A 21,744-nucleotide genomic window follows, 5' to 3' on the forward strand; every position below is an offset into this window, starting at 1 on the left:
GACGAATCGGACCTGATCAATTCCTGCCTCACCCCCGACGGCGTGACCATCGCCCCGCTCTGAGCGGCGGCCCCCTGCGCTGGAAGTCGGCCAGGCCGACTTCCAGCGCAGGGGGCAGCACGGGATTGAACCGTTCCGGCGATCGGCACCGTTCCCGTGGGTGACTCAGAACCTGCGCAAGGAGGGCACATGCCAACGCCCGGCTTCGGACCCGGCACCCTCGATGAGGACGGAGGCCCCGTCTGGATCACGGACCTGGCGGCGGACGATCCGAACCACACCGTGCATGTGGTCCGCGATCTGAGCCCGACGGACGCCCTGCTGGCGCTGGGCGCCACACCACAGCTCATCAACCCCTGTGAGCTGCCGGCGCAGCGCCCTGACGCATGGACCTCGCTCGCGCGTGCGGCGATCGACCCGACGGACAGCGGCGCCGCGCTCCTGTCCGGCCGGGTGGGTGACTGGACGTTCGTCTACGACGATGGCGGCCTGACCTCCTTCGGGGAGGACGGCGAATCTCCGGCGAAGCTGCTGTCGACCACGGGCAAGCAGGCTGCCACCTGCACCTTCTCCATCAATGCCGACACGAACCTCGACTATGCGGTCGACGGCGAGCTGCTGTTCTCGATCTTCGAGGAACTCGACCCGGCTCATGATGCCGAGGAGATCCCCGCTGGACTGCGCGACGCCGTCGCGGCCGCCGGGATCTTCGAGCGGGACCACCTCGACGATGACGAACCCGACGCTGCGATCAACATGCGCGTGCTCTGCGCACTGGCAGGACTGCAGTGCACACTGGACGATCTCCGCCGTATCCCGCTGTGGGCCGCTCCCTTCGCCTGATGCCCTCGACTTGATCTTCACGCGCGTCCGCCGGTCCGCGCGGTCCTGGGCAAGCCATGGAAGTGCAGGTGCGGTTGCCCGATCACAGGGCTCTCCACGCACGCCGGCGCGCTCGGACATTCGGGTGATCCGCGGTGCCGGGCCTGGGAGGCTTCCTGCCCAGCACGCGGAGTGGCTGGCCGGGAAGGCGCGGCTGAGGGCCATCGGACCGGTGCAGCACGGCTGGTAGGCATAGTTCGGGGCCGGCGGGTGTTGGGCGGGGCGTGACCAAGATTCTGGTGATCGGTGCGACCGGCAATGTGGGCCGGCATGTGGTGTCCTCGCTAGCCGAAGGCGGGTTCGGGGTAAGGGCGTTGGTGCGGGACCCGGGCCGGGCCTCGCTGCCCGAGGGGGTGGAGGCCGTCCGGGGTGATCTGGCGTCGCCGGAGAGCCTGGAGGCGGCGCTGCCCGGGGTGGAGAGCGTCTATCTGATGTGGCCGGGGATCCCGGTGCAGCCGCGCGTGGTGGAGCTGATCGCCGCGCACGCCAAGCGCGTTGTGTACCTGTCGGCGGACGTGGCCGACCTCGCCGACGGCGAGCCGGCCACGATCTTCCACCAGGAGATCGAGCGCCTGATCAGGGCGTCCGGCCTGGGCTGGACGTTCGTGCGGGCGATCGACTTCGCGACGAACATGCTCGGGTGGGCCGACCAGGTCCGGCAGGGGGTGGTCCGCTGGCCGTACGGGCAGGCCCGCCGGTCGCTGATCCACGAGCGCGACATCGCGGACGTGGTGGTGCGGGCGCTGACGACGGAGGGGCATGACGGGGCGAAGTACGTGATCACCGGGCCCGAGTCGATCGCCCACGCCGAGCTGGCCGGGATCATCGGCGAGGAGATCGGCTCCGAGGTGCGGTGGGAGGACCTGCCGCCGGAGACCGCCCGCGAGCAGTTGACGGCGGCCTGGGGGAACGCGGCGTTCGTCGAGTCCAGGCTGCGGGCCTGGGAGTCGTTCACGCACGAGCCGGAGCGGGTGACGGACACCGTGGAGCAGGTGCTCGGACGCCCGGCGCGAAGCTTCCGTTCGTGGGCCCGGGAGCACGCGGACGACTTCCGTTAGCGGTCGCAGAAGTCCCCCGGTGCGCGAGTCGCGCTCGGTCTGGGCCTGCGGAGAGGCCGACGAGCCGAGTCGAGCGGAGCCGTGCTCGCCGTCGACAGCGGCCTGACCTCGGTAGTCTGACGCTGGATCAGCAGGCGACCACCCGGGCCCGGGCAGCACAGCCCCGGACAACGCCAGGCAGACAGAACAGTCCGTACAGGAGGGCCTCCCGTGAACCAGAACGATGTGAGCGAAGCCGCCAAGGCCGTTGTCCGGCGCAACACCGAGGAGGTCCAGGGCGGCGGTGACTGGGCCCTGTTCGACGAGCTCTGGGCCGACGACTTCGTCGATCACACTCCCCAGCCGGGCCGCACCCCCGACAAGGCCGGCGCGCTGGAGCTCTACCGGGTACTGCGGGCGGCGTTCCCCGACTTCCACGCCGAGATCCACTGGCAGGCCGCCGACGGCAACCTCATCACCACCTTCAAGACCTACCACGGCACCCACAGCGGCGAGTTCCTCGGAGTCGCACCCACCGGCCGGAGGATCCACTTCGAGACCGTGGACGCCATGCGAGTGGTCGACGGAAAGATCAGCGAGCACTGGGGGGTGGCGAACCTCTTCTCCCTCATGGAGCAGCTCGGCGCCGGACTCGGTACGGCATGAACACCCGTCAGGTCGCGGCGCGTCCGGTGCTCACGGTTGGAGCACGGTCGTAGGCCGGTTCCGGAGCTCGCGCCGTGAGGAGACGCCGAGTTTGCGGAAGACGTTGCGCGGGTGGGCGCCGACGGTGCGGGGGCTGAGGAACAGCGCGGCGGCGACCTCCTTGGAGGTGTCGCCACGCGCGACCGGGCGTGCGGTCCACAGCTCTTGCGGGGTCAGCCCGGTCTAGCATCGCCGGCGGTCCCGCTCGCGCTTGTACTCGCGCAGGAGCGCGAGGAGGTTGATGAGGGTGCTGGCCGGAATGTTGCCGAGCTCGACGAGGACGCGGCCGTTGAGGACGGTCTCACCGGGCCTGGCGGAGGGCCAGAGGAGACCGAACTCGCGCCCTTCGATGCGGAGTTCGACGATGAGTTGGGTGATCTCCCGGCCGGTGAGATAACGCAGGGCCGGGTCCGCCGGGTGGATGGGCTGGTGCGCGCTCACGCGACACCGTCCAGCTCGAAGTCCAGCTCGAACCAGACGCTCTTGCCGAGTTTCTGGGGGTCGACGCCCCAGCGGTCGGTGAGGCCGTCGACGAGCTGGAGGCCTCGCCCGGTCTCGGCGAGGGCGGAGGGCGTTCGCTGTTCGGGGAAGGCGGAGGAGCGGTCGGCGACGGTGACGCGGAGGGTGTTGTCGAGGATGAGGATGAGGACGACGGGGGAGGTCGTCTCGCCGTGACGCCAGGCGTTGACGATGAGTTCAGCGAGGGCGAGTTCGGCGTCGACGATGACGGAGGACGGCCAGCCGGCGCGGGTCATGGCGTCGCGCAGGGTCTCGCGGGAGAGGGTGAGGGAGGGGGAGTTGAGGTTGGGGTTACACACGGGAATCTCCCTGAGGGGTAAGGGGATACGCCGAGCGGGCTCTGTGGTGCATGGGCAACGTCACTGACGACCCGCTGCGTGATCGGTGCATCACAGACTGTAGGGCATGCGATGGCAAATTTGCTAGCGAGTCATAGAAGATGTGCCCATCTGCTCGCTGGACTCGTCGCGCCGAGGCGGTGGATGCTTGAGAGATGCCACCTACCCCAACCGCACGCCGCAAGCGCGTCGGTATCGAGCTTCGAAAGATGCGAGAAGCCGCCGGGCGCACGGCCGGAGATGCTGCTGCTGTTCTCGGGTTGGACCGCAGCAAGATCACACTGATCGAACAGGGCGCCTACCCGGTCAGCGCCGAGCGGGTCATCGCGCTCGCCGCCGAGTACGAAGAGGCCGACTCCGAGTACGTCGACGCCGTCGCCGACATGGCCGCCGACCGAACCAAGGGGTGGTGGGAGGAGCACAGAGGTCTCGTCCCTGCCGGGATTCTTGAGATCTCCGAGGTGGAGCACTACTCGCGCGGCTTGTCGACGTATCAGATCTGCCATGTGCCCGGGATCATGCAAACCGAGGAGACCGCTCGCGCGATCTTCCAGGAGGTCTATCCACCACTACGGCCGCTGAACATCGAGGCGCGCGTCGAGAACCGCATGCGGCGATCACAGCTCCTGACGCGGAGCGATCCACTCGAATACGAGGCAATCGTGCACGAGGCCGCACTGCGCATGGAATTCGGAGGAACGGCCGTAGCGCGCGAGCAGCTGAAGCAGCTGCTCGCGCTCTCGGAGGCCCCCAACGTGACACTGCGCGTATTGGAGTTCAGGGCCGGTGGGTTCAAGGGCGCAGGTCATGCTGTGCTGTACGCGAGTGGCCCAGTACCCCGCCTCGATACGGTCCAGCTGGACTCCGTAGGATCGCCAGCATTCCTGACCGAGATGAACCAGCTGGAGAACTACCGGAACATCATCGGGGCGATGCGTGATCGCGCACTCGATCCGTCGGCATCCCGTGACGCCATCTCCAGCATCATGAACAGCATGTGAGGCAACCTGTGGAATGGCGAAAGCCCAGTGCCTGCGGCGATGGCAATAACTGCCCCGAGGTGGCCATCACTTCCGACACCGTTTACATCCGCAGCAGTCTCCTGCCCGACGCCGTCGCCCACCTCACCACCGACGAATGGCGCGACCTCCTCACCGCCATCCGCGCCGGGGAGTTCGACCTCTGACCCCCGCCGCTGGGCGGGCCGTTCAAGCAACGGCCCGCCCAGCCGACGGCCGCTTACGCCGCCTTGGCCGTCGCCCGGACGCCGAAGTGCACGTACCTGCTTCCGTCCTCCAGCGCGTAGAACACCACCGGTATCCACGTGTCCTTCTCGTTCCGCCGCCCCGCGAACACCGTCTTCTCCGGCGTGTGCGACACCGGCGTCAGCTCCCACACCAGCGGATCGAACGTCCCCTTCAGCCCGTCCGCCCCCTCGTACGTCAGACGCAGCGTCCCCTCGCCCTCGCCCTCACCCTCGGCGATGGTCATCAGGAACCCCTCGCGCTTGTACCTCCCGAGGAACGCCCCGGTCTCCACCGCCACCGGCTCCACAGGCGGCGCGAACCCGGGCATCGTCACCCCGGCCAGTTCAGCCGACAACTCCCGGCACAGCGCCTCGAACACCTTGGGCGCAGCCCCGCCGCCGTTCGTCAGCAGCACCACCGCGAGGCCCTTCTCCGGCATCGCCCGCAGGTACGCCAGCTGCCCGAACGTGCTGCCGTCGTGCCCGAACCCCCGCACGCCGTCCCACTCGAACAGGCCCCAGCCCAGCCCCCAGTGACCCCCGAGGAACCACTGGTCGGGCATCTCGACCTCGCGGTTGAGCATCGCCTCGACCACCGCACCCGGAAGCACCCGGGTACCGTCCGGCGCGACGCCACCGTCCACGAAGAGCCGGGCGAACCGCGCCACATCGGCAGCGGTCGCGCAGATCCCGCCGTACGGGCCGGCCGAACGCGGCAGCATGTTCCACAGCGGCGTGGGCACCGGCTCCTCCCCCGGGTCCCCCATGTGCCCCATCGCCGACCGGAAGCGCAGCACCTCCTCGGGCAGGGTCATGGTGTGCTCCAGCCCGAGCGGCGCCACCAGCAGTTCCTTGAGCGCCTCGTCCCACGTCCCGCCCGTCACCACCTCGACGATCCGGCCGAGCACGTTGTACGCGGTGCTGGAGTACGACACCGTGGCGCCGGGCGGGTTGGTCAGGCCGACGTCCCGCGCTCCCTCGATGTAGCGGGCCAGGCAGTCGTCGCCGCGGCCGGTGTCGTTGACGTAGTCGCCCTCGATGCCGCTGGTGTGGTTGAGCAGTTGACGCGGCGTGATGGTCCGGCTGGCCTCGGCGTCGGCCACCGCGAACCCGGGCAGGACGTCGACGACCGGCGCATCGAGGTCCAGTTTCCCGGCCTCGGCGAGCAGCACCACCATCGCGGCGGTGTAGCCCTTGCTGACGGAACCGATCTGGAACACGGAGTCCGTACTCACCGCGACGCCGGTGCCCGTGTGCAGGATGCCGGAGGCCACGTCGTGGATCTCGCCGTCGGCGAGCACGGCCAGGACGGCGCCGGGGATGCGGTGGGCGGTGAGGAGTTCGTCGAGCCGGCCCTGCCAGCGGGCGGCGTCGAACGTCGCGGCGTCCTCGGCCACGCCCAGCGCGCGGTTGACGGTGCGGGTGACGTCCCGGTCGGTCTGTTCCAGGATCCTCGCCACCTCCTGGTCGACGACCTTGGACACTTCACGGCGCAGGTTTTCCGACATGTGCTCTCTTTCGCGATCACAGTGGGCGGATGCGACGGGGGTGGGCGCGGCCATCGAGTGCGGAAGCGTCCCCCGGCGACCGGCGACCGGCGACCGGCGACCGCTGGCCTGCGGGCCCGGTCGGCTCGCGGCGTACCGCGTGTCCGGCCCCCCTCGACCCCGGTTCCGAGCCACGCCCCCCCGGCGCGGTCCGATGTTGCCGATCATGACACTAGCGCTCCTCCGCCCATTTTCAAACGTCGTTTGAAATTCGCCCCGACCGCAGCACCACCCCCCGTGTGACCCAGGTCACCCCGCACGGAAAACCCTCCGCTCCGGCCGGGCGTCTAGCAGGTGTGAAACGGGTTGGGGCGGCATCGCCGCAGGAACTGGACGAGGAGCGCCTCCTACGACGGGTGGCCCGGGGCGACCGGGCCGCCTTCGAGGAGCTGTACCGCCGCACGTCGCCGTGGCTGGCGGTGCGGCTGCAGCGCCGCTGCGCCGACCAGCAGATCGTCGCCGAGGTCATGCAGGAGACGTACCTGGCGGTGTGGCGGGCGGCGGGCTCCTTCGCCGGGAGCCGGACCGGGGGAACGGCCGTCGGCTGGCTGTGGACGATCGCGGCCCGCCGCCTCGTCGACGCGTTCCGGCGCCGGGCCCACCACGCGGAGCCGCCGCCCGCCGCCGCTCCGCACCCCGTGGCGCCCGCCGCCGAGGAGGAGGCGCTGGTGGCCACCGTCGGCGGCGACGTCGGGGACGCGCTGCGGCGCCTCGCCCCGGAGCTCAGGGAGGTACTGCAGGCCATGGTGCTCGACGGACTGTCCGTCCGGGAGACCGCCGTTGTGCTCGGACTGCCCGAGGGAACGGTCAAGACCCGCGCCCGCCGGGCCCGGATCGCGATGCGGGAGGCGCTCGCATGAACGTGGAACACGCGTCGGCACGGCTCATCGACGGGTACGCGCGCGGCGACACGAACCTCGTCGCGGACGAGGTGTGGGCCCTGGAGGCCCACCTGGAGGGGTGCCGGGTCTGCCGTGACCGGCTGTCGGCCGCCGTCATGACCGAGGCGCCCGCCGTGGCGGCGCTGACCGAGGCCGTCTGGTCCGAGCTCGAACCCGAACTGGCCGCGGCCACCCCGGCGGCGGCGCGGCGGCGCCGGTCGCCGCTGTCGCGGCTGTCCGCGTGGGCGACGCCCGCCATGGCGCCGTGGCTGGCCATGGTCCTGGCCGTGACGCTGCTCGCCCTGCTGCTGGACCTGACGGAACTCGGCTCCGGCCGGGTGTCCCTGATGCTGCTGCTCGCCCCCGTCCTGCCCGTGGGCGGCGTGGCGGCCTCGTGGTCGCGCGACCTGGACCCGGCGTACGAACTGACGGCCTCCACGCCGAGGGCGGGGCTGCAGCTGGTGCTGCGGCGCACCGCCGCCGTGCTCGCCGTGGTGATCCCCACGCTGCTGGCGGGGGGCTGGGCGACGGGGGTGACGGCCGCGCAGTGGCTGCTGCCCTGCCTGGCCTTCACCTCGATGACCCTGGCGCTCGGCGGGGTGATCGGCGTGACCCGCGCCGCCGTCGCCCTGCTGGTCGCGTGGACCGCGCTGGTGGTGGTGCCGACCCTGGCCACCAGCCGTACGGCCGTCGCCCTGCAGACCGACGGCCTGCCGGTGTGGGGGCTGATCCTCGCGCTCGGCGTCGCCGTCGTGATCGCCCGCCGGGGCGCCTACACCGTGCTGGGAGCCCACCGGTGAACCCCCCGGACCCCGGCCCCCCGAACTCCCCGAACCCCCGAGAGAAGAGGACGCGCATGACGCCCGCAGTGAGCAGGGCCGACATCGCCCCCACGGCCTACGCCTGGGAGATCCAGGCGACCGGGCTGAAGGTCAGGGTCGGCAGGAACCGGATGGCCGTCGACGGGCTCGACCTGTCGCTGGGCACCGGCGTCCACGGTCTGCTCGGTCCCAACGGGGCGGGCAAGACCAGCCTCATCCGGGCCCTGGCCACCGTGCTGCGCCCCGCCGGCGGCGAGCTGGAGCTGCTCGGGGAGTCCACGGGCGGACTGGGCGAGCACCGCGCGCTGCGCCGCCGGATCGGCTACCTGCCGCAGGAGTTCGGCTACTACAAGCGCTTCACCGTGCGCGAGTTCGTCGAGTACATGGCCTGGCTGAAGGAGGTGCCCGCGTCGGACATCCCCGCGGCGGTGCAGCGCGCCGTGGACCGGGTCGGCCTGGCCGACCGCGCCGACGACCGGATGAAGACCCTGTCGGGCGGGATGGTGCGACGGGTCGGCATCGCCCAGGCGATCGTCAACGACCCGGCGATCCTGCTGCTGGACGAGCCGACGGTCGGCCTGGATCCGGCGCAGCGGCTGCGCTTCCGGGAACTGCTCCAGGAGTTGGGGACGGACACCTGCGTGGTCGTCTCGACCCACCTGGTGGAGGACGTGGCCGCCGCCTGCACCGACGTAGTGCTCTTCGCCGAGGGGCGGCTGGTCTTCCAGGGCACCCCGGACGAGCTGGCCGCGGCCGGCGGCCCGGAGCACGTGGGCGACAGCCCGCTGGAACGCGGCTACTCGGCGCTGCTGATCGACCCCGCACGGACGAGGGGCGCCTGGTGAACCTCCGCATCCTGCGCATCGAGCTGAAACGCTCCGTCGCCCCGTGGGCCGGCGCCGTCGTCCTGGTGACCGCGCTCGCCTACCTGTACCTCGTGTCCGGACCGTGGTGGCGGGGCACCGCGCTGTGGACGGCCCAGTGGACCTCCATGGCGCTGTGGACCCGGTACCTGCTGGCCTTCGTCTGGCCGCTCGCCGTGGGACTCGGGGCGCTCCAGGGGCTGCGCGACCCCCGTTCGAAGATGTCCGAGCTGCTCTCCAGCACCCCGCGGCCCGCACGGCACCGCGCAGCCGTCCTGGCGGGCGCGACGGCGTTGACCCTGGTCTCGGCCTTCGCGCTGCTCGTCCTCCAGGGCGCGGTGCAGGTGCTCGCCGGCGACGCCTCGTACGCCTCGCTCGGCTGGCTGCCCATCTCGCTGGTGGGGGCGCTCGCGCTGGCCGCGGGGGCAGTCCTGGGCATGGGGGTCGCGCGGGCCCTGCCCTCCGCCCTCACCCCGCCCGCCCTGGCCGTGGGCGCCTTCGTGTTCAGCAGCCTCCTGCGGCAGAGCGCGGACGACACGGTGCCGACCTCGTTCGCGGTGCCGAACCGTTACTCGCTGCTGGCTCCGGCGACGGCGGAGGTGCGCCAGACGCTCCTCACGCTCTCCGCCCCCGTACACGTCGGGCAGGCGCTCTGGCTGCTCGGCATGGTCGCGACGGGCCTCGCGCTGCTGGCCGCCGCCACCCCGCGGGCCCGACTGCTCGCCCTCACCCCCCTGTTGGTCGGCGGGGCCGTCGCCGTGCTCGTGTTCCCGGTGAGCCCCCGCGGTGCGTACATCGTCGACCGGGCCGCGGCGGCACAGGTGTGCGACGGCGCGGTGTGCGTGACGGCGGCTCAGCGGGCGCGGCTCACCGAGCTGGCCGGTCCCGGCAAGGAGGCGCTGCGCCTGCTGCACGACGCCCTGGGCGACCAGGCGCCCGCCGCCATCCACGGGACCACCGCCCCGCGGGCACGGGACGCCGAGACGGAGCGGTCGCGCGACTTCGTGCTCGTCGACCCCGACGACGTGGTGATCGGCGCCGCCGGGGGCGAGCAGCTGACCCGGGCCCTGGTCGGCCAGGGCATGGCCCCGGTGTGCCACCCCCGCAGCGACACCGACCTCGGCTCGGCGGAGGAGGAGGCCGCCCGGAGCATCGGGGCCGCCTGGGTCCTCGGCGGGGACCTCCGGCCGCTCGACGGGAGCAGGTTCGCCGCCAACGACCTGACCGTGGCCCGCCCGGCGTGGGAGACGTTCATCGCGCTGCCGCAGCCGGAGCAGCGCCGGCGGATCGGTGCCATGCACGCCGCCGCGCTCTCCTGCGCGGACCCGCTCGCCGCGCTGGCCGGCGGTGCGTCCCGGTGAGGTGGCTGACGCTGTACGCGCGTTCGCGGCAGGCGCCCTCCTCGCTCGCCGTGGTGGTGATCAGCGCGGTGGCGGTGTGGGCACTCGCCCGGATCAGCGGCGGCGACCCGGGAGATCCGTGGCTGTCCACGCTCGTCCTCTTCGCGGGGGCGACGGCGGTCTCGGTCGGACTCGGTGGGCAGGACCTCGCGTTGGACCGGACGGCCGCGATCCGCTGGACGCTCCGCAGGGCGGCGCACGTGCTGCTCGGCGGCGTGCTCATCGGCGCGGTGCTGCTGGCGGTGCAGACGATGGGCGAGCAGTCGGCCCCCGCCTCCTTCGTCGTGCGCAACAGCGCGGGGCTGATGGGACTCGCCGCCATCGGGGCGGCCTGGTTCGGGGCGCAGTACGCGTGGATCCTGCCGTTCGCGTGGCTGTCGTTCTCCTTCTTCGTCCCGGCCACGACCAACACGGCGACGCAGGTGCTGGCCTGGATGATGCTGCCGCCCGGCACGGCGGCCGGCACCTGGACGGCCCTCGCCCTGGCCGTCCTGGGCACGGTGGTCTACAGCGTCGGGGGCCCGAGGCGTTAGCGACGGCCGTGCTGTCCCGGTCCCGTGATCGTGGCGTGATCGTGGCGTGATCTCAGCCCTAGACGTATCCGACAATCACACTTCGGCCATTCCGATAACGGCTTGATCCGATCGCTTTCAGGGATTCCGAACGCGGACCGGTTTCCCGCCGTCGACGGCGGGGGTAGTGGCGAGGTGTTCGTGCTCCGCCCGCCTCCAAGTCCTGGGCGGAGGCGGATCGTTGAATTCCGAAAATCATTTCTTCTCCATCGTTGTGAAGGGCAGGATTCGCATGAAGAGGATCGTCCGGAACGCACTCGTGACCGTCGCCGCCGCCGGAGCGCTCGGCGTCGCCGTCGCCCCGGCCGCGATGGCCGCCGAACAGGCCCAGCCGGTGGCCGGCGTGCAGGCGCAGCTCCGCAACCCGAAGACGGTCAAGGCCGACGCGTACAACCAGGCCCGCAGCATCCTGGCCAAGGCCGGCAGCCAGTCGGCCGCCAAGTCCCACCCGATCCACGGCAAGAACGACGTCCCGGTCTCCTACGGGACGAGCCTCCTCGCCGGCTCCCGGGACGAGTTCCGGGCCGCGGACAAGAACCTCCCCGAGAAGGAGAAGAAGTCCGGCATGTCCCACGACCACTACAACGCCATCCACAACGCGGCCAAGACCATGGGCATCGACACGTGGTGACGCACGGCACCAGCGCCGCCTGACAACGGCGGGCCCGGACAGCCCAGTGGCCCGGGCGGACATCGCTGTCCGCCCGGGCCCTGCTACCGGCCGTACCCCCGTCACCGCCGGTAGAAGACGCTCCTCGACCAGAAGAAGCCGAGCAGCGTCAGCCCGGTGCACCACGCCAGCGCGCTCCACGCGCTGTTGCCGATCGGAGTGCCCATCATCAGCCCGCGCAGGGTCTCGATGATCGGCGTGAACGGCTGGTACTCGGCGAACCAGCGCAGGGCGGTCGGCATCGAGTCGGTCGGGACGATGGCGCTGCCGATGAAGGGCAGGAACTGCAGCGGCATCGGCATGTTGCTGGCGCTCTCGACGGTCTTGGCCACCAGACCGATGCCGGCCGAGATCCAGGTCAGCGCCAGGGCGACGAACACCAGCAGTCCGGCGGCGGCCAGCCACTCCACCGGCCCGGCGGTGGGCCGGAAGCCCATGGCGAGGGCCGCGCCGATCACCAGGACCAGCCCGATCACGGTCTGTATCAGGCTGCCGACCACGTGCCCCGCGAGGAACGCCGAGCGCGAGATCGCCATCGTGCGGAAGCGGTTGACGATCCCTTCCGTCATGTCGGTGCAGACCCCGATCGCCGTGACCAGCGATCCCGAGATGGCCGCCATCAGCACGATGCCGGGCGCCACGTAGTCGATGTAGCTGCCGCCTCCGATGCCCGCACCGAGTGTGCTGCCGTAGGCGTAGTTGAACAGCAGCAGCATCATCACGGGCATCACCACGACCGCGAAGGTCAGGGACGGGTACCGCAGCGCGTGCTTGAGGTTCCGGCGCAGCATGGTCAGCGAATCGCCGACCACGTAGGTCGTCGCACTCATCGGGCTCCCTCTCCGGTCAGTGTGAGGAACACGTCGTCCAGATCGGCCGTCTCCACGACCAGCGACTCGGCCCGCACGGAGGCGTTGTCCAGCGCGTCCAGCACGGCCTTGACGGTGAGGACGGAGTTGTCCCCCGGGATGTCGAGCCGCAGCGCCTCCGGGTCGACCGTCGCGTAGTCGAACAGCCCGGCGGCGACGCCCAGGTGCGCCGCGTCCGCGAACTGGAGCCGGATCCGCCCGCCGGGGACGATCCGCTTCAACTCCTCCGCCGTGCCCTCGGCGACGATCCGCCCGCCGTCCAGGACGGCGATCCGGTCGGCGAGTTCGTCGGCCTCCTCCAGGTACTGGGTGGTGAGGAAGATCGTCACCCCGTGGTCGGCGACCAGCCCCCGGATGATCTCCCACATCGTCCGCCGGCTGCGCGGGTCCAGCCCGGTGGTCGGCTCGTCGAGGAAGATCACCCGCGGATCACCGACCAGCGTCATCGCCAGGTCGAGCTTGCGCCGCATGCCGCCCGAGAAGGTGACGACCGGCTTGCGCGCCGCCTCCGTGAGGTCGAAGCGCCGCAGCAGATCCTCTGCCCGCCTCCGCCCCTCCCGACGGCGGAGGTGATTGAGGTCCGCCATGAGCATCAGGTTCTCCTCGGCTGTGAGCAGGTTGTCCACCGCCGAGAACTGCCCGGTGACACCGATCGCCGCCCGTACCTGGTCGGCCTGGCGGACCACGTCGTGCCCGGCCACCCGGGCCACCCCGCCGTCGGCCGGGATCAGGGTGGAGAGGATCTGCACGGTGGTGGTCTTGCCGGCGCCGTTCGGCCCGAGCAGGGCGAACACGCTACCCGCCGGGATCTCCAGGTCGATGCCGTTCAGCACGGCCTTGTCGCCGTAGGACTTGGTCAGTCCGACCGCCGAGATGGCCGCCATCACGCCCTCCGGATGACGACGTTGCCGACCTGGGTCTGGCCGCGGACCTCGACCGTCTCCCGGGCGTCGCCCGGGCCCTCCGACGCGCCGAGGGAGTTGCGGACGCCGCCGAACTTGCTGTGCACGTCGAGCCAGGCCGCCGTGCCCTCCGCGATGCCGACCTCCAGGTCCCCCACGGCGGTCTGCAGGGTGACCTTGCCGCGGACCACCCGGCCGAGCCGGATGTGGCCGTTCGCCGACTTGGCGTCCACGCCCGCCCCGGCGAGGCCGACGTGGATCCGTCCGTTGGAGGCGTTGGCCTTCAGCTCGCCCTGCACCTCGTCGATCTCGGTGTCGCCGTTGCTGTTCTTGACCGTCAGCTCGCCCGCGACGGTGCCGATCTCGATCCGGCCGCAGCCGGACACCTCGGCGTCCCCGGCGATCGTGCCGACCCGGATGTCCCCCTGGTCGGTCTTGAGTCGCACGCTCTCGGCCCGGTCGAGCTGGATCCGGCCGAGGGAGGTCTTCAGCCGGCAGTCTCCCAGCGGGCCCTCGGTGACGAAGTCCGCCATCGGGGAGTCGGCGTGCACCTCGGAGCCGGACGGCAGCTCGATCAGGATCTCGATCGAGCCCTTCTTGCTGGAGAACACCGTGCGCTGCTTGGGACCCTTGAGGGTGAGCCGACCTCCGGAGTAGTCGACCTCGGTCAGCTCGGCGGCCTTGACGTCCGCCTCCCTGGCCGCGTTGGCGGGCCGGACCTCGATCACGGCGTCGGCGCGCTTGCTCGCCTTGATCCACACCGAGCCGATTTCGAACTCCAGGGCGGCGGAGATCGGTCCGCCGGTCTCGTACGTAGGCATGGCTGTCCCGTCCTCTTGACTCTCGTGAGTGTTCCCGCTGGTCGGAGCGGGGGTGACGTTGAAGGTGCAGAAGGTTCAGATGGTGCGGAAGCGCTAGTGGACCCAGCCGGTGAAGCCCTGGCCACCGACGCCGCGCGAGGTGCGGGTGCCGAGGTCGGCGGCCGAGCGGACGACCGGCTGACCGCCCTCCAGTGCGCCGGCGACGGCCCGGACCAGCCAGGTGTTGAGGGAGAGGCCCTCCTGTCCGGCGGCCTCCTCGGCCCGGGCCTTGAGGTTCGCCGGCAGGCGCAGGTTGATCCGGGCGGTGCCCGTCTCGTCCGACTCCGGCACCACGGGCGGTGCCACCGGCGTCATCGGTGGTGCCATCGGCGGTGCCACGGGCGACACCTCGCCGTGGAAGGCGTCGGAGCCGGGCGGTACGGTCACCACGAACTCCGGGTCGAGCCCGCGCAGACGCACGTCCACCGAGCCCGGGGCGAGGTCACGGGTGACTTCGCCCATGGCGGCCGAGAGCGCGTTGAGCAGGGTGAGCCGCACGGCCGACTCCAGCGGGAGCGTGAGCCGCTCGGCCAGCGCGCGGGCTTCGTCCCCGCCCGTGCCTGCGGCCACCGCGAGCTCGTTCCGAAGGTTTTCGACGTACGGCGTGAGGTCCATGGCTTAAGCATGGCACAGCCGTGGTGCCATGTCGAGCCATAAGTGGCACCACTTTGGCGTCACGGCTCGGAGTGCCGTGGCGCCAACGCGAAACCGCCCCGCCGGCCGAGGCCGACGGGGCGGTTCGCCAGGAGGGGTCAGGCCTGCCAGCCCGCCAGGTACGTGTCGATCTCGCCCACCAGCCGGGCCTTGCCGGCCACGTCCAGGAAGGACGCCTCGACCGCGTTGCGCGCCAGCGCCGCCACCCCGGCCTCGTCCAGGTCCAGCAGCCGCGCGGCGACCGCGTACTCGGTGTTGAGGTCGGTGCCGAACATCGGCGGGTCGTCGCTGTTGATCGTGACCAGCAGCCCGGCGTCCACCATCCGCTTGATCGGGTGCTCCTCGATCCGCTCCACCGCCCGGGTGGCGATGTTGGAGGTCGGGCAGACCTCCAGCGGGATCCGGTGCTCGCCCAGGTACTCCAGCAGCGCCGGGTCCTGCACCGACTGCGTGCCGTGCCCGATGCGCTCGGCGCCGAGCACCCGGATCGCGTCCCAGACCGTCTCCGGCCCGGTGGTCTCGCCCGCGTGCGGGACGCTGCGCAGGCCGGCCGCCCGCGCCCGGTCGAAGTACGGCTTGAACTGCGGGCGCGGCACGCCGATCTCCGGGCCGCCCAGGCCGAAGCTGACCAGACCCTCGGGGGCCAGGTCGACGGCGAGCCGGGCGGTCTCCTCGGCGGCCTCCAGACCGGCCTCGCCGGGGATGTCGAAGCACCAGCGCAGGACGACCCCGAGCTCCTTCTCGGCCCGCAGCCGGGCGTCCTCGATCGCCTCCATGAAGGCGACGTCCGGGATGCCCCGCTTGACCGAGGAGTACGGGGTGAGGGTCAGCTCGGCGTACCGGATGTTCTGGCGCGCCATGTCCTCGGCCACGCCGTAGGTGAGCGCGCGGACGTCCTCGGCGTCGCGGATCAGGTCCACGACGCTCAGGTAGACCTCGATGAAGTGGGCGAAGTCGGTGAAGGTGAAGTACTCGGCGAGCGCCGCCGGGTCGGTCGGCACCTTCGACTGGCCGCGGTGGCGGGCGGCCAGCTCGGCGACGATGCGCGGCGAGGCCGAGCCCACGTGGTGGACGTGCAGCTCCGCCTTGGGCATCCCGGCGATGAACGCCTCGATGCCCCCGGTACCAGTGGGGTTTCCGATCCGACTTCCGTCCGGCTGGACCACGGTGGTTCCCTCTTCCTTCTACGCGCGTCTCGACGATGTCGGCCAAGAATAGGCCGAAGCGGGGATCACCCGCCGAGGGCGACCGCGACGGTGTGGATGAGCAGCCCGGCCAGGGCGCCGACCACGGTGCCGTTGATCCGGATGAACTGCAGGTCACGGCCCACGTTGGCCTCGATCTTCCGGGAGGCGTCGTCGGCGTCCCAGCCCGCCACCGTCTCGGAGATCAGCGAGGTGATCTCGGTGCGGTAGGTGTCCACCAGGTACTGCGCGGCGTCCTGGAGCCAGCCGTCCACCTTGGCCTGGAGCTTGGCGTCGGTCGCCAGGCGCGCGCCGAAGCCGCCCACGCCGTCGCGGATGCGCCGGCGCAGTTCGCTGTCCTCGTCCTCGGCCGCGTTGAGCACCAGGGTGCGGACGGCCGCCCAGGTGGAGGCGATCAGGTCCTGCACCTCGGGCCGGGCCAGCAGCTCCACCTTGGCCCGCTCGACCCGGGCGATGGTCTCCGGGTCGGTCTGCAGCTCGGTCGCGAAGTCGGCGAGGAAGTTGTCGATGGCGCCGCGGGCCGGGTGGTCCGGATCGTCCCGGATGTCGGTGACGAACCGCATCAGTTCCTTGTAGACCCGCTCGCCGACCTGGTGGTCGATGAACTTGGGCGTCCAGCCGGGGGTCTTCTGGCTGACCCGCCGGACCACCTCCTCGTGGTTGGTGGTCAGCCAGCCGTGCGCCCGGACGGCCACCAGGTCCACCATGCCGTGGTGCCCGCCGTCGGCGACCACCTTGCCCAGCATCCGGCCCATCGGCTCGGCCACCGAGGTCGCCGCCGCCCGCCTGGTCACCGCCTCGGCGACGACCGCCTGCACGTCGTCGTCCCGGAGCACCGCGAGCACCCCGCGCAGCGCCGCCGAGGCCTCCTTGGTGACCCGCTCGGCGCTGCCCGGCGCGGCCAGCCACTCCCCCAGCCGCCGGGCGATGCCGAGCGAGGCGAGGCGGCCGCGCACCACGTGGCCGGAGAGGAAGTTCTCGCCGACGAAGTCGCCGAGCGAGCGCCCGAAGGCGTCCTTCTTGGTCGGGATGATCGCGGTGTGCGGGATCGGCAGGCCGAACGGGCGGCGGAACAGCGCGGTCACCGCGAACCAGTCGGCCAGCGCGCCGACCATGCCCGCCTCGGCGGCCGCCGCCACGTACCCGGCCCAGGCGCCGGCGCCGGCCGCCTTGGCCCAGGTGGCCAGGGCGAAGACCAGGGACGCGAAGGCCAGCAGGCCGGTCGCGATGGTCTTCATCCGGCGGACGCCACGTCTCTTCTGCTCGTCGGCGGCGGTGAACCGGACCCCGGGGCCCGTACCGCTGAAGGCTTCGTCACTCACCCCGCCAGTCTGCCCGTTGCCCGGCGCGGGCGAGGGCGCGCCCCGCGATCACGCGCCGGGAGCGCGCCCGGTCACGCCCCGTTCCCCCCGGCGCGCCGCCCTCTCAAGCCCCCTCGCGCTCCCCTCACGCCCCGCCCAGCACGATCCGCCGCACCCCCGCGACCACACAGACGTCCAGGCTCATCCCCGGCCTCCGTTCACCGTGTCGGCCAGCCGGCGCCACGCCGGATAGCGCCGCCGCAGCCCGCGCCGCAGCTGCGCCGGCACGGCGCCGCGCCACAGCTGCTGGGCCAGGTTGAGCGGCGGGACCCCCGCCGGCAGCGGCTCCGGCTCCTCGTGCAGCAGGAAGACCTCGTCCGCCAGCCCCAGCCGGGCGTCCCGGAACGCCGGGTAGCCCGCGTAGTGCCGCCGCCCGTCCACGACCACCGGCGGGTCGCCGTGCGCGGCCTCGTACCGGATCAGGTCGCGCAGCGCCTCCGGCCGCACGGCGGCGGCGAGTTCGAGCCGCAGCCGCTCGGCGACCGGCAGCCGCGGGTAGACCGCGCGGGCGCCGAAGCGCTCGACCAGGCGGCCGACCTCGGCGCACACCTGCTGCTGGACGGCGTCGTCCAGCAGCAGGAAGTCGTCCTGGAGCAGCCGCGGCACGTCCCAGGCGAAGCTGCGGGCCCGGATCGCGTCCAACTCCTCGCCGGGCTCGGCCAGATCGGCGGCGACCTGCTGCAGCGCCGCGATCCCGCGCAGCCGGTCCAGCACCCCGGCCCGCTGGGTGACGTTGCCCCGGTCCTCGCGCAGCACCAGGAAGTAGCAGTCGTAGTCGGCGAGGACGGACACCCGGGCCGCCCGCAGGCAGGCCTCCAGGGTGAACGGCTGATCCGAGAAGACCTTCAACTCCTCGTCGCGGCGCAGCCCGTGGCACCGGATGAGGTCCAGCCGGAACAGCTTGGTGTCGGCCAGCGCCCAGGCCAGCGCCGAGTCGGTGAAGCCGACGGACTCCGCGTCGGCGTGGAAGATCCCCTGCGGCACCAGCCGCCCGTTCACCCCCACCTGCTTGGGCACCAGCACGTCCGACCCCCAGGCGTCGGCCGCCGCGACCAGCCGCTCCAGCGCCTCGGCGCCGAGCCAGTCGTCCGCGCCGAGGAAGAGCACGTAGCGGCCGCGGGCCAGCGCCACGCCCCGGTTGGTGGGGGCCGCCGGGCCGCCCGAGTTGGGCTGGTGCACCACCCGGAACAGACCGGGGTGGCGGGCGGCGTAGTCGTCCAGTGCGGCCTCGCCGCCGTCCGTGGAGCCGTCGTCGACGACCACCACCTCAAGGCGCCCGGGCGCCAGGGTCTGCCCGACCAGCGAGTCCAGGCAGGCGGTGAGGTAGGGCAGGGTGTTGTAGACCGCGACCACCACGGTCACATCGGGTCCGGCCATCGAGAAACGCTGCCCTCCGGTGTGCGGTTCGCCGAGCGATGCACCATCAACTCGGCCACCCGCCGGGGAGTCACGTGCCCTCCCCGGACGGGTGGCCGCGGCCGACCGGAGGTACGGCGGTCGAACGTTCGGATGAGTCAGGCGGGAGGTACCCGCCAGGCGTCAGCCGATCGCCACCTCCGCGTACATCCGCGCGATCACGTCCTCGATCGCCGGCTCGCGCACCGACAGGTCCACCAGCGGGTAGCGCGCGGCCACCGCCGCCACGATCGGCGCCGCGCTCTGCTGCGCCGGGAAGGCCAGCCACTGGCGCGGCCCCTCGACCTTCACCACCCGGGCGCCGGCCACCTCGATCGCGGGCCGGGCCTCGGCCAGGTCGACCACCAGGGTGCGCTCGCTGCGCCCGGTGGCGTGCAGCCCGTCCAGCCCGCCGTCGTAGACGACCCGGCCGTGGTCGATCACCATGACCCGGCCGCAGAGCTGCTCGATGTCGGTCAGGTCGTGGGTGGTGAGCAGCACGGTGGTGCCCCGGTCCTGGTTCACCTCGCGCAGGAACTCCCGCACCTTCCCCTTGCTGACCACGTCCAGGCCGATGGTCGGCTCGTCCAGGTAGAGCACCTGCGGGTCGTGCAGCAGCGCCGCCGCGAGGTCGCCGCGCATCCGCTGGCCGAGCGAGAGCTGCCGGACGGGGGTGTCCAGCAGTCCTTCCAGGTCGAGCAGTTCGACGCAGCGGCCGAGGTTCTCGCGATATCGCCGGTCGGGGATGCGGTAGATCCGGCGGGCGAGCTCGAAGGAGTCGCGCAGCGGCAGGTCCCACCAGAGGGTGGTGCGCTGGCCGAAGACGACGCCGATCCGGCGGGCCAGCGCGACGCGTTCGCGGGCCGGGTCCACCCCGGCGACGCGCAGCCGCCCGCCGCTGGGCACGAGGATGCCGGTGAGCATCTTGACGGTGGTCGACTTGCCGGCGCCGTTGGGGCCGATGTAGCCGACGCACTCGCCGGCCTCGACAGTGAAGCTCAGCCCGTCCACCGCGCGCACCTCGCGCTTCTCCCGGCTGAACCGGCCGGTGCGGGCCCGCACGGTGAAGGTGCGGCGGACGTCCTCGAGTTCGATCAGTGCCATGGAAGTTCCTTGTGTGGAGGGCGGGTTCAGCTGCCGGTGCCGCGGTAGGCGCGCAGTCCGGCCCGCCAGGCGAGCCCGGCGGCGGCGACGCAGAGCGCGGCGGCGAGCGGGGAGGCGAACTGGAAGGCGGTGGGCAGGCCGAGCGGGTCGGGCCGGCCGAGGACGTGCAGGGCGGGCAGCCAGTTGACGAAGGCCAGCGGGACGCCGAAGACCACGCCGGCCACCAGCTCCTTGGCGAAGATGGTCGGCGGGTAGTGCAGCAGGGTCGCGCCGCCGTAGGTGAAGGAGTTCTGGATCTCCTTGGACTCCCCCCACCAGAACTGCACGGTCGCGCCGCCGACGTAGATCGCGCCGAAGATGACGCTGCCGCAGACCAGCAGGGCGGGCACCAGCAGCACGCGGTCCCAGGTCCAGTGCACGTCCAGGGTGGCCAGCGACCAGGCGAGCACCGCCAGGGCCTGGAGCGGGCGGCCGATCCGGCGCAGCGAGAAGCGTTCGGCGCACAGTTGGGCGAGCGCGGGCGCGGGCCGGATCAGCATGGTGTCCAGCGACCCGTTGACGATCCGCACGCCGAGGCCGTCGACCGAGCCGACCAGCATGTTGGCCACCCCGAGGGCGAAGGTCGCGGTGGCGTAGAGGAAGGCGATCTCCGGCAGGCGCCAGCCGCCGAGCTGGTCGGTGTGCCGGAACATCAGCACCAGCACCACGAAGTCCAGCGAGTGGGTGACCAGGCTGGCCAGCAGGTTCAGCGCGAACGAGGCCCGGTAGGCCATCATCGAGCGCATCCACATCCGGGCGCACAGCCACCAGGAGCGGACCGCCCAGCCGGTCCGGGCGAGCAGGGGCTCAGCCACCCTGCACCACCACCTTGCGGGTCGCCAGCCACTGGGCGCCCCGGCCCGCGGCGAGCAGGGCGACGGCCCAGGCGAGCTGGAAGCCGAGCGCGCCGACCAGGCCGGTGCCGGTCGCGCGCTCCAGGAACACGTCGGTCGGCACCTTCACCAGCGCCGCCCAGGGCAGCACCGGGGCGAGCTCACCGAGCAGGCCGGGGAAGAGCGCGATCGGCAGCAGCATCCCGGAGAAGAACATCGAGACCACCAGCATCACCGAACGCACCCCCTCCGAGTCGTGCAGCCAGAAGCCGGTGATCGAGACCAGGAAGCGCAGCCCGAAGCTGACCACCACCGCGAGCAGCACCGAGAGCAGGAAGACCGCCCAGGTCACCGGCTGCTCGGGCATCCGGGTGCGGAACACCAGCGCGCCGACCAGCAGCGGCACGGTGCCGCGGACCAGCAGCTGGAAGGCGGCCCGGCCGAGGTCGGTGGCCAGCCACCAGCCCTGGAAATCGACCGGGCGGTAGAGGTCGACGGCGATGTCCCCGCTGCGGAAGCGGTCCTGGACGTCGTCCTGGAAGCCGCCGCCCCACACCGCGACGGTGACCAGCAGGGCCTGGCTGACCCAGATGTAGGTGACGGCCTGGCTCTGGTCGTAGCCGCCGAGGTTGGGGCGGGCCTGCCAGAGGGCGAGGAAGGAGGAGGCCAGGATGATGCCGAAGACGGTGTTGGTGAAGGTGCCGGCCAGGGTGGCGGCCCGGTAGGTGGAGTAGCGGCGGAAGGCGCCACGGGCGACGGCGGCGTAGAGCCCGAGCGCGGAGGCGAGCCCGGTGGGACCGGGGCCGGGGTCGGGGTCGGGAGGGCGTCCGACCTGCGCCTCCACGGGTGCGGCGTTCAGCATATTGTCTCCTTGTCGACAAATACGGGCAGGCGGATGCCCACAGACGTCCGCGCACGCCGCAGTGGCCCCGACCGGCCGAACCCGGGGGTACCGGGCCGAACGGGCGGAGCTGCCAGAACTGGGTGCGCTATGCGGTTTGCATCTTTCACCGTACCGCCGACGATCAGCCGCCGCACCCC

General features: G+C 71.9%; 24 protein-coding genes and 1 pseudogene. 11 read left to right on the top strand and 14 right to left on the bottom strand.

The window, feature by feature from the left end; translation table 11 throughout:
• Window positions 1-189 precede the first annotated feature (189 nt).
• From P3T27_RS18890 to P3T27_RS18900, 3 genes are all read left to right on the top strand, one after another.
• Window positions 190-843, top strand: coding sequence for a DUF6461 domain-containing protein (locus P3T27_RS18890; protein ID WP_280679955.1), 654 nt, complete (start codon window positions 190-192; stop codon window positions 841-843).
• Between the two features lie 263 nt (window positions 844-1,106).
• Complete coding sequence (locus P3T27_RS18895; protein ID WP_280679957.1) at window positions 1,107-1,940, top strand: NmrA family NAD(P)-binding protein; 834 nt, start codon at window positions 1,107-1,109, stop codon at window positions 1,938-1,940.
• A 210-nt stretch (window positions 1,941-2,150) separates the two neighbouring features.
• Window positions 2,151-2,585, top strand: a complete 435-nt coding sequence (locus P3T27_RS18900) for an ester cyclase (protein ID WP_280679959.1) — start codon at window positions 2,151-2,153, stop codon at window positions 2,583-2,585.
• A gap of 30 nt (window positions 2,586-2,615) precedes the next feature.
• Here P3T27_RS18900 and P3T27_RS18905 read toward each other — a convergent pair.
• From P3T27_RS18905 to P3T27_RS18915, 3 genes and pseudogenes are all read right to left on the bottom strand, one after another.
• Window positions 2,616-2,807, bottom strand: a pseudogene (locus tag P3T27_RS18905) (helix-turn-helix transcriptional regulator); the annotation flags it as partial.
• Window positions 2,808-3,065, bottom strand: coding sequence for a hypothetical protein (locus P3T27_RS18910; RefSeq protein ID WP_280679961.1), 258 nt, complete (start codon window positions 3,063-3,065; stop codon window positions 2,808-2,810).
• On the bottom strand, window positions 3,062-3,442 hold the full coding sequence (locus P3T27_RS18915) for an ATP-binding protein (protein ID WP_280679963.1): 381 nt from the start codon (window positions 3,440-3,442) through the stop codon (window positions 3,062-3,064). Before P3T27_RS18915 ends, P3T27_RS18910 begins: the two co-directional genes overlap by 4 nt.
• A gap of 194 nt (window positions 3,443-3,636) precedes the next feature.
• Here P3T27_RS18915 and P3T27_RS18920 point away from each other — a divergent pair, with 194 nt between their 5' ends.
• A complete protein-coding gene (locus P3T27_RS18920) occupies window positions 3,637-4,482 on the top strand; it encodes a helix-turn-helix transcriptional regulator (protein WP_280679965.1) in 846 nt (281 codons plus the stop codon).
• An 8-nt stretch (window positions 4,483-4,490) separates the two neighbouring features.
• Window positions 4,491-4,667: a DUF397 domain-containing protein gene (locus P3T27_RS18925; protein WP_280679967.1), complete on the top strand. Its 177-nt coding sequence runs from the start codon at window positions 4,491-4,493 to the stop codon at window positions 4,665-4,667.
• 53 nt (window positions 4,668-4,720) lie between these two features.
• On the opposite strand, the gene P3T27_RS18930 is transcribed toward P3T27_RS18925, so the two are convergent.
• On the bottom strand, window positions 4,721-6,235 hold the full coding sequence (locus P3T27_RS18930; protein ID WP_280679969.1) for a serine hydrolase domain-containing protein: 1,515 nt from the start codon (window positions 6,233-6,235) through the stop codon (window positions 4,721-4,723).
• Between the two features lie 395 nt (window positions 6,236-6,630).
• Here P3T27_RS18930 and P3T27_RS18935 point away from each other — a divergent pair, with 395 nt between their 5' ends.
• The 6 genes from P3T27_RS18935 (at window position 6,631) to P3T27_RS18960 (ending at window position 11,442) form a co-directional block, all read left to right on the top strand.
• Window positions 6,631-7,134, top strand: coding sequence for an RNA polymerase sigma factor (locus tag P3T27_RS18935; RefSeq protein ID WP_280680180.1), 504 nt, complete (start codon window positions 6,631-6,633; stop codon window positions 7,132-7,134).
• Entirely contained in the window at window positions 7,131-7,955 is an 825-nt protein-coding gene (locus P3T27_RS18940; RefSeq protein ID WP_280679971.1) for a zf-HC2 domain-containing protein, read from the top strand. Before P3T27_RS18935 ends, P3T27_RS18940 begins: the two co-directional genes overlap by 4 nt.
• A gap of 56 nt (window positions 7,956-8,011) precedes the next feature.
• On the top strand, window positions 8,012-8,821 hold the full coding sequence (locus tag P3T27_RS18945; RefSeq protein ID WP_280679973.1) for an ABC transporter ATP-binding protein: 810 nt from the start codon (window positions 8,012-8,014) through the stop codon (window positions 8,819-8,821).
• A complete protein-coding gene (locus P3T27_RS18950) occupies window positions 8,818-10,200 on the top strand; it encodes a hypothetical protein (protein ID WP_280679975.1) in 1,383 nt (460 codons plus the stop codon). The genes P3T27_RS18945 and P3T27_RS18950 overlap by 4 nt, the downstream gene beginning before the upstream one ends.
• Complete coding sequence (locus tag P3T27_RS18955) at window positions 10,197-10,772, top strand: hypothetical protein (RefSeq protein ID WP_280679977.1); 576 nt, start codon at window positions 10,197-10,199, stop codon at window positions 10,770-10,772. Before P3T27_RS18950 ends, P3T27_RS18955 begins: the two co-directional genes overlap by 4 nt.
• Before the next feature lie 271 nt (window positions 10,773-11,043).
• On the top strand, window positions 11,044-11,442 hold the full coding sequence (locus P3T27_RS18960) for a hypothetical protein (protein WP_280679979.1): 399 nt from the start codon (window positions 11,044-11,046) through the stop codon (window positions 11,440-11,442).
• A gap of 101 nt (window positions 11,443-11,543) precedes the next feature.
• Here P3T27_RS18960 and P3T27_RS18965 read toward each other — a convergent pair whose 3' ends face one another.
• From P3T27_RS18965 to P3T27_RS19010, 10 genes are all read right to left on the bottom strand, one after another.
• Window positions 11,544-12,311, bottom strand: a complete 768-nt coding sequence (locus tag P3T27_RS18965; protein ID WP_280679981.1) for an ABC transporter permease — start codon at window positions 12,309-12,311, stop codon at window positions 11,544-11,546.
• A complete protein-coding gene (locus P3T27_RS18970; protein WP_280679983.1) occupies window positions 12,308-13,234 on the bottom strand; it encodes an ATP-binding cassette domain-containing protein in 927 nt (308 codons plus the stop codon). The genes P3T27_RS18965 and P3T27_RS18970 overlap by 4 nt, the downstream gene beginning before the upstream one ends.
• Window positions 13,234-14,073 carry a DUF4097 family beta strand repeat-containing protein gene (locus P3T27_RS18975; RefSeq protein WP_280679985.1) on the bottom strand — a complete coding sequence of 280 codons (840 nt, stop codon included), beginning with the start codon at window positions 14,071-14,073 and terminating at the stop codon, window positions 13,234-13,236. The genes P3T27_RS18970 and P3T27_RS18975 overlap by 1 nt, the downstream gene beginning before the upstream one ends.
• A gap of 93 nt (window positions 14,074-14,166) precedes the next feature.
• On the bottom strand, window positions 14,167-14,727 hold the full coding sequence (locus P3T27_RS18980) for a toxin-antitoxin system HicB family antitoxin (protein ID WP_280679987.1): 561 nt from the start codon (window positions 14,725-14,727) through the stop codon (window positions 14,167-14,169).
• 137 nt (window positions 14,728-14,864) lie between these two features.
• A complete protein-coding gene (locus tag P3T27_RS18985) occupies window positions 14,865-15,932 on the bottom strand; it encodes an adenosine deaminase (RefSeq protein ID WP_280679989.1) in 1,068 nt (355 codons plus the stop codon).
• A gap of 65 nt (window positions 15,933-15,997) precedes the next feature.
• Window positions 15,998-17,293: a DUF445 domain-containing protein gene (locus tag P3T27_RS18990; RefSeq protein ID WP_280679991.1), complete on the bottom strand. Its 1,296-nt coding sequence runs from the start codon at window positions 17,291-17,293 to the stop codon at window positions 15,998-16,000.
• Between the two features lie 180 nt (window positions 17,294-17,473).
• Window positions 17,474-18,709 (bottom strand): glycosyltransferase family 2 protein, encoded by a 1,236-nt coding sequence (locus P3T27_RS18995; protein WP_280679993.1) that lies wholly within the window; start codon window positions 18,707-18,709, stop codon window positions 17,474-17,476.
• A 162-nt stretch (window positions 18,710-18,871) separates the two neighbouring features.
• A complete protein-coding gene (locus tag P3T27_RS19000; protein ID WP_280679995.1) occupies window positions 18,872-19,831 on the bottom strand; it encodes an ATP-binding cassette domain-containing protein in 960 nt (319 codons plus the stop codon).
• 26 nt (window positions 19,832-19,857) lie between these two features.
• Window positions 19,858-20,685, bottom strand: a complete 828-nt coding sequence (locus P3T27_RS19005; protein ID WP_348534113.1) for an ABC-2 family transporter protein — start codon at window positions 20,683-20,685, stop codon at window positions 19,858-19,860.
• Window positions 20,678-21,565 (bottom strand): ABC-2 family transporter protein, encoded by an 888-nt coding sequence (locus tag P3T27_RS19010; RefSeq protein WP_280679997.1) that lies wholly within the window; start codon window positions 21,563-21,565, stop codon window positions 20,678-20,680. The genes P3T27_RS19005 and P3T27_RS19010 overlap by 8 nt, the downstream gene beginning before the upstream one ends.
• Window positions 21,566-21,744 lie beyond the last annotated feature (179 nt).

The sequence above is a fragment of the Kitasatospora sp. MAA19 genome (genome assembly GCF_029894125.1).
In the GTDB taxonomy this organism is placed as follows: domain Bacteria; phylum Actinomycetota; class Actinomycetes; order Streptomycetales; family Streptomycetaceae; genus Kitasatospora.